The sequence below is a fragment of the Streptomyces hainanensis genome (assembly GCF_004348415.1).
GTDB lineage: Bacteria > Actinomycetota > Actinomycetes > Streptomycetales > Streptomycetaceae > Streptomyces > Streptomyces hainanensis.
The window spans coordinates 1-6971 of record NZ_SMKI01000414.1 but is presented as its reverse complement, the minus strand read 5'-3'; the positions used below and the strand labels follow the sequence as shown (position 1 = coordinate 6971).

Below are 6971 nucleotides of genomic sequence, written 5' to 3'. Positions count from 1 at the left end.
GGGCGCCACAGCGGGCCGAGGCGCAACTGGCCGTCGACCGGGTGGGGTTCGCGGTCCGGCCCGGGGGAGACGATCTTGCCGGGGTTCATCCGGTTGTCGGGGTCGAACAGGGTCTTGAACTCGGCGAACGCCCCGACCAGCCGCTCGCCGAACATCCGGACCAGCAGCTCGCCGCGCGACTGCCCGTCGCCGTGCTCGCCGGAGAGCGAGCCGCCGTAGGAGACGACCAGGTCGGCGGCGCGGAACAGGAACCGCCGGAACTCGGCGACCCCCTGGGCGTCCCTGAGGGCGAACGGGATGCGGGTGTGCATGCAGCCCTGGCCGACGTGCCCGTAGAGCGACGGGTGGTCGTAGCCGAACTCGGCGAACAGCCGCTTGAGATCCCGGAGATAGTCGCCGAGCCGCTCGGGGGCGACGGCCGAGTCCTCCCAACCCTCCCAGGTCTCCCGCCCGTCCGGCGGCCGGGACGCGACGCCCAACCCCGCCTCCCTGGCCTGGAGGAACTCCTGTTCCCTGGCCGGGTCGTCGGAGAGCGCCACCCGCCGGTCCGCCTCGGAGAGCCCGAGGTCGGCCAGCAGCCGCCTGGCCCGCTCGTCGGCGTCCGCCCGGCTCTCGCCGCCCAACTGCACGAACAGCCAGGCGTCGCCCTCGGGCAGCAGCGCCAGGGAGTCGGCGTGGACGTGCTCCTCGCGCATCAGCTGCGCCATCCGGCCGTCCATCGCCTCGAGTTGCAGCGGCGCGCAGTGCGCGAGCAGCCGCGGCACGTCGTCGGCCGCGGCGCAGATGTCGGGATAGCCGAGCACGAGCAGCGCGTCGGCCGCCTCGACGGGCACCAGGTCGAGCTCCGCGCGCAGCACGGTGACGAGCGTGCTCTCGCTGCCGACCAGCGCGCGGGCCAGGTCGAACCCGTTCTCCGGCAGCAGGGAGTCGAGGTTGTAGCCGGAGACCCGGCGCGGGACGTGGGGGAAGCCGGCGCGGATGTCGTCGGCGTACTCCTCGACGAGCTCGCGGGCGCCGCGGTGCAGCCGGGCCGGCTCGCCGCCGGCGGCCAGGATCTCCTGGTAGCGGCGCTCGTCCGTCGGCCCGACCCACATGCGGGTGCCGCGGTAGGTGAGGACGTCGAGCGCCCGCACGTTGTCGACGGTCTTCCCGTACGCCTGGGCGGAGGCGCCGCACGAGTTGTTGCCGATCATGCCGCCGATCGCGCAGTGGCTGTGGGTGGCCGGCCTGGGGCCGAACTTCAGCCCGTGCTCGGCCAGTTGACTGTTCAGTGCGTCCAGGGTGATGCCCGGTTCCACGACGCAGGTCCTGGCCGCGGGGTCGACCGAGACCAGCCGGTGGCAGTACTTCGTCCAGTCGATCACCACCGCCACGTTGGTGCACTGGCCGGCCAGGCTGGTGCCACCGCCCCGGGAGAGCACGGGCGCGCCCTGCTCGCGGCAGACGGCGACGGCCTCGACGGCGGCCGTGACCGTGTGCGGCACGACGACGCCGATCGGCACCTGCCGGTAGTTGGAGGCGTCGGTGGCGTAGGCGCCCCGGCTGCCCGCGTCGAACCTGACCTCGCCGTCGACCCGGGCGGTCAACTCCGCCCGCAGCCGGCGGATGTCGAGGCCGGCGAAGTCCTCGGGCTCCGGATCGCGCACCAGACGCCTGCTCATCGGATCACCGTCTCTCCCACCTGGCCGTGTTCAGCCGCGGCCGAACGGCAGGAACTCCTGGACCTTCTGCACGAGGCCGCGCTTCACCACGTCCGCGCGGTCCGGGTCGCCCTTCAGCAGGGCCGTCGCCGTGGACTCGGCCTGCTCCCAGGTGGCGTGCGGCGGGATCGGCGGGATCGCCGGGTCGGTGACGAACTCCAGCACGGTCGGCCGGTCGGCGGCCAGCGCCTCGCGCCACGCGTCCCGCACGCCGTCCGGGCTCTCCACGCGGACGCCGTGCAGCCCGATCGAGCGGGCGAACTCGGCGTAGGGCACGTCGGGGATGCGCTGCGAGGGCTCGAACTGCGGGGCGCCGGACATCGCCCGCATCTCCCAGGTGACCTGGTTGAGGTCCTGGTTGTTGAGCACCCCGACCACCAGCCGGGGGTCGCGCCACTCCCGCCAGTACTTGCCCGCCGTGATCATCTCCGCGAGGCCGTTCATCTGCATCGCGCCGTCGCCGACCAGGGCGATCGCCGGCCGGTCGGGGTGCGCGAACTTCGCGCCGATCGCGTACGGCACGCCGGGGCCCATCGTGGCGAGGTTCCCGGACAGCGAGCCGCGCATCCGGCCGCGGAACCTGAGGTGCCGCGCGTACCAGTTGGCGGACGACCCGGAGTCGGCGGAGAGGATGGCGTCCTCCGGGAGCAGCTGGGAGAGGACGTGCGCCACCAGCTCCGGGTTGATCGGGTCGGCCTCGGTGCTGGCGCGGCGCTCCATCACCTGCCACCAGCGGGCCACGTTCCGCTCGATGTCGCGGCGCCAGGCGCCGTGCTTCTTCTCGCGCAGGTGGGGGAGCAGCGCGCGCAGCGTCTCCCTCGCGTCGCCGATGAGGTTGACCTCGAACGGGTAGCGCATGCCCGCCATGTGCGGATCCAGCTCGATCTGCACGCCCCTGGCCTGGCCGAACCCGGGCAGGAACTGCGTGTAGGGGAAGCTGGAGCCGATCGCGAGCAGCGTGTCGCAGTCCCGCATCAGCTCGTAGGAGGGCCGGGTGCCGAGCAGCCCGATCGCGCCGGTGACGTACGGCAGTTCGTCCGAGAGCACGTCCTTGCCGAGCAGCGCCTTGGCCACGCCGGCGCCGAGCCGGTCGGCCAGCTCGATCACCTCGTCGTGGGCGCCCGCCGCGCCCTGGCCGACGAGGATCGCGACCTTGTCGCCCTCGTTGAGCAGCGCGGCGGCGCGCTCGACGTCCGCCGGGGCCGGCACGGGCGCGCTGTGCGAGGTGCCGAGGCTGGACGGCACCATCTTGAACGCGTGGCCCGGCGCGGTGTACTCCAGCTCCTGCACGTCGGCCGGGATGATCACGGCCGTGACGGTCCGGCGCGCCTCGGCGGTGCGGAACGCGCGGTCGATGACGTTGGGCAGTTGCTCGGGGACGGTGACCATCTCGCAGTAGTCGGACGCCACGTCCTTGAACAGCGACAGCAGGTCGACCTCCTGCTGGTACGAGCCGCCCATCGCGCTCCGGTTGGTCTGCCCGACGATCGCCACCACCGGCACGTGGTCGAGCTTCGCGTCGTACAGGCCGTTGAGGAGATGAATGGCGCCGGGGCCGGAGGTCGCGGCGCAGACCCCGACCCGCCCGGAGAACTTGGCGTAGCCGACCGCCTCGAACGCCGCCATCTCCTCGTGCCTGGCCTGGATGAACAGCGGTTCGTTGCCCGCCCGCCCCCACGCGGCCAGCAGCCCGTTGATGCCGTCCCCGGCGTAGGCGAACACGTGTTCCACGTCCCACTCGCGCAGCCTGGCCAGTACGTAGTCCGCCACCTTCATGCCCATGAGACGGCTCCATTCATCTGCACCTGCGGCATCAAACGTGAGCTGGGGGCATCGGAAGCCCTTTCTCCGTGGTAACACACCTGGCCGAGTCCCGCCGGTCGGCGGGACTCGCGGTCGATCCGGCCGATGTTCCGGTCAGCGGCCTCCGGTCAGCGCCTTGGTCCTTCGTCGGCCCCCCGCGCCCCGCGGTGCGAGCGCTGACCGCCGCGCTCGCAGGCGGACTCGGGGTCGCGCGTCGAGACCCGGCTCGCCGTCCTCGACTCGCCCGACCGGGCGCGCCGCTCCCGCTTCGGGCTGGCTCCCGTGGGCATGACCCACTCCTTCCGTCTCGCCGGCCGACCCCGCGTACTCGGCGCGAAAGCCGCGAAACGGCGGCGCCGGCACCCGCGGCGCGCGGGTCAGCGGCGGGCGGCCCAGACGGTGCGCTCGGTGCGCATCGTGAGGTCGCCGCGGCGCTGGACGCCGTGCGGCGCTTCGGGGTCGAGCAGCCGGTCGAGTGCGGCGAGGTCGCCGGGGGCGAGCGCGTCGGCCACCGAGCCGCGCAGGCGCCGCAGACTCTCCACGGCGTAGCGGCGCACGGCGGGGGAGCGGCCGCCCTCGACGGCGACGGCCAGTGTGCGTTCGTCCTCGACGGTGAACCCGGCGGCGGCGAGCACGGGCCCCCAGTCGGCGCCGCGGTGCGGCAGCCGGGCGGCGTGGTGACGGTCGCCGACGGCGTGGCAGCGCTCCTCGAGGCCGGGGGCGTCCGCCGGGGCGTCCTCGGGCAGGAAGCGGGGGAAGCCGGCCAGCTCGACCACGGCGAACAGGCCGCCGGGCGTGAGCGTGTCGTGGACCAGGCGCAGGGCGCGTGCCGGGTCGGCCATGTGGTGCATGGCGGCGGACGCCCACCCGAGGTCGGCGGTGCCGAGGTCCGGCCACTCCGCGTCGAGGTCCGCCCGGACGGCCCGCACCCGGTCCTTCACGCCCAGGGCGTCGGCCTTCGCCCGCAGCCGGTCCAGGTGGGCGGCCGAGGAGTCGACGGCGGTGACGTGCGCCTCGGGGAAGCGCCCGAGGAGGGCGAAGGTGCCGGCGCCGGTGCCGCAGCCCAGGTCGACGATCCGGCGCGGGGCGTCCCCGACGGGCAGCCACCGGACGACGGCGGCGAGGTGCTCGGCCAGCACCTCCGCGTCCAGGTCGAGGATGTCCGCCTGGTCGGCGTCGTGCGCGTGGGGGTGCGTGCCGTGGGCCGCCTGGTGCGGCGTGGAGTGGGTCATGCGCGCCACGCTAGGCGGGCCGCCCGGCGCCCGCCGGTCCGGTTTCGCGATGCGCAAGACGATGCCCCGATCCGCTGCCGAAACCGCAAGCGGCCCGCGGTCACCCGGGTGGGCGGGCCGTTCGGATGCCTCCCACACCGCCCTCGCCGCGCTGGTGGCCGCGGCGCGCGTCGCGGTCGAAGATGCCCAGGATCTCGCAGGGCCCCCCGTCGGCGCCGATGGCGTGCGGCAGCATGGTCGGGAACTCGGCGGCCTGGTGGGTCTCGACCCGGAGGCGGCGGTTGCCCAGCAGCAGGATCGCGGTGCCGGACAGCACGACGAGCCACTCACGGCCCGGATGCGCCCGCAGCCGCGCCGGACCGTCCGGCGGCGGGTCGGTCATCCGCTGCCGCACCACGGTCATCCCCGGCTCGGCCCTGATCGACCAGCGCATCAGCGCGTGGGCCGCGTCGATCGACGGACTGGAGACGACGTCGTCCGTGTCCGTCTCGACCAACTGGTCGAGGGACGTGTCCAGCGCGCGGGCCAGGGCGGTCAGCTGGTCGAGGGCCAGCCGCCGCCGGCCCGTCTCGATGCGACTGAGCGTGGACGGGCTGAGGTTGGCGCGGCCGGCCAACTCGTCGAGCGACCACCCCTGCGCCACCCGCAGCGCGCGAATCCGCCCACGTACCAGGCTGTCCAGCTCACCGTCGCCTTGCGCCATGCGCATCATGGTATGCGCGCCGCGCCCGGCGGGGCGTGCTCACCGGGCACCGTCCTCCGCCCTCGCGGTGCGCCGGTCGATGGCCTCGATCCATGCCACGGCCACGGCGGCCACCTGGACCAACTCGGCACGGACGGCCGCCGGGTCCTCCTCGGCCAGCGCCTCGTAGACCTCCTCAAGCAGGATTCCGTCCCACGCCGTGTGCGGGTGCGGCGACGCCCCCGCCGGGCATCGGTCGATGGTGTCCGACGCCCGGGCGCGCGCGTCGTTGATCTCCTTCCAGCGGTCGGCGCTGGCCTCGTACCCGGTGCGCGTCGTGGTGCCGTCGGCGCAGGGGGCGAGGGCGGGGTGGTTCTGTTCGCCCCACCTGAGGTCCTGGCGCCGGCGGACGTGGGCGACGTCGGCCAGCACACGGTCGGTCGGGGAGTCGCTCATCAGGGAATCCTCCTGGTGGTGTGGTCGGTTGCCGGTCCCCTCGTGCACAGGGGGCTCCGACACGGCGGTCGCTTCGCATACTGGAGGCATGGCCATCTACGACACGCTCGGCGCGACGTACGGCCGGACCCGGCGGCCGGATTCCCGGATCGCCGCACAGATCCACGCCGCGCTCGGCGACGCCGCGAGTGTGGTCAACGTGGGCGCGGGCACCGGTTCCTACGAGCCGCCGCGGACGGTTCTCGCCGTCGAGCCCAGCCAGGTCATGCTCGCCCAGCGCCCACCCCGGTCCGCGCCCGCCGTGCGCGCGGTCGCCGAGCGGCTTCCGCTGGGTGACGACGCCGCCGACGCCGTCATGGCACTGCTGACCGTCCATCACTGGACCGACCTCGCGGCCGGCATCGCCGAACTCCGCCGGGTCGCGCGCCGCCGCGTCGTCGTCCTGACCTGGGACCAGCGGATCTTCCGCGAGCGGTTCTGGCTCGTGCGCGACTACCTCCCCCAGGCCGCCGCCTTCGACGACACCCGCGCCATCCCCACCGACCGGCTGGCCGCTCTGCTCGGCGGGGCCCGCCAGGAGCCCGTCCACGTCCCGCACGACTGCGCGGACGGGTTCGGCGCGGCCTACTGGCGCCGCCCCCACGCCTACCTCGACCCACGGGTGCGCGCCGGGATCTCCCTGTTCGCCCAGACCGGGGAGGACGCCATCGCTCCCGGCCTGGCAGCGCTCACCGCCGACCTCGAGACCGGCCGTTGGCACCACCGTCACGCCGACCTGCTCGCACGCGACTCCCTCGACGTCGGCTACCGCCTCCTGGTGACGGACTCCTGACCCGCGCTCGCCCGGACTCCGACGGCGGCGAGCAGGACGATCCGCGGCAGGACGACCGCCGCGGTCGGCGCCGCGGTGGCTGTGGTACACCGGAGGGTCCGCCGTTGCCGTTTCGGAGGTTCTCGTGCGTCGTCTCGCCGTCTTCATCGCCTCGTCGGACGGACGCGACCCGGCGTACGCCGAACTGGCCGCCGACGTGGGCGCGGAGTTGGCGCGGCGGGGGATCGGCCTCGTCTACGGCGGTGGCCGCAGGGGGCTGATGGGGG

7 protein-coding genes are annotated in these 6971 nt (G+C 74.3%); 1 reads left to right on the top strand and 6 read right to left on the bottom strand.

Annotated features, from left to right (window positions below):
- From E1283_RS28655 to E1283_RS28630, 6 genes are all read right to left on the bottom strand, one after another.
- The coding region (locus E1283_RS28655; protein ID WP_132821073.1) for an FAD-binding oxidoreductase at positions 1-1661 on the bottom strand (1661 nt) is incomplete at its 3' end.
- A gap of 30 nt (positions 1662-1691) precedes the next feature.
- The gene (locus E1283_RS28650) at positions 1692-3482 is read right to left on the bottom strand and encodes a thiamine pyrophosphate-requiring protein (protein WP_207930564.1); all 1791 of its coding nucleotides are present in this window, start codon (positions 3480-3482) and stop codon (positions 1692-1694) included.
- Between the two features lie 149 nt (positions 3483-3631).
- Positions 3632-3793 carry a hypothetical protein gene (locus tag E1283_RS28645; RefSeq protein ID WP_425086248.1) on the bottom strand — a complete coding sequence of 54 codons (162 nt, stop codon included), beginning with the start codon at positions 3791-3793 and terminating at the stop codon, positions 3632-3634.
- An 87-nt stretch (positions 3794-3880) separates the two neighbouring features.
- The gene (locus E1283_RS28640) at positions 3881-4735 is read right to left on the bottom strand and encodes a class I SAM-dependent methyltransferase (protein ID WP_132821072.1); all 855 of its coding nucleotides are present in this window, start codon (positions 4733-4735) and stop codon (positions 3881-3883) included.
- Positions 4736-4835: 100 nt separating this feature from the next.
- Positions 4836-5438 (bottom strand): helix-turn-helix domain-containing protein, encoded by a 603-nt coding sequence (locus E1283_RS28635; protein ID WP_132821071.1) that lies wholly within the window; start codon positions 5436-5438, stop codon positions 4836-4838.
- Positions 5439-5477: 39 nt separating this feature from the next.
- Positions 5478-5873: a hypothetical protein gene (locus tag E1283_RS28630; RefSeq protein ID WP_132821070.1), complete on the bottom strand. Its 396-nt coding sequence runs from the start codon at positions 5871-5873 to the stop codon at positions 5478-5480.
- 88 nt (positions 5874-5961) lie between these two features.
- Between E1283_RS28630 and E1283_RS28625 the strand changes: the two genes are divergently transcribed.
- Entirely contained in the window at positions 5962-6705 is a 744-nt protein-coding gene (locus tag E1283_RS28625) for a class I SAM-dependent methyltransferase (RefSeq protein ID WP_132821069.1), read from the top strand.
- Positions 6706-6971: the final 266 nt, after the last annotated feature.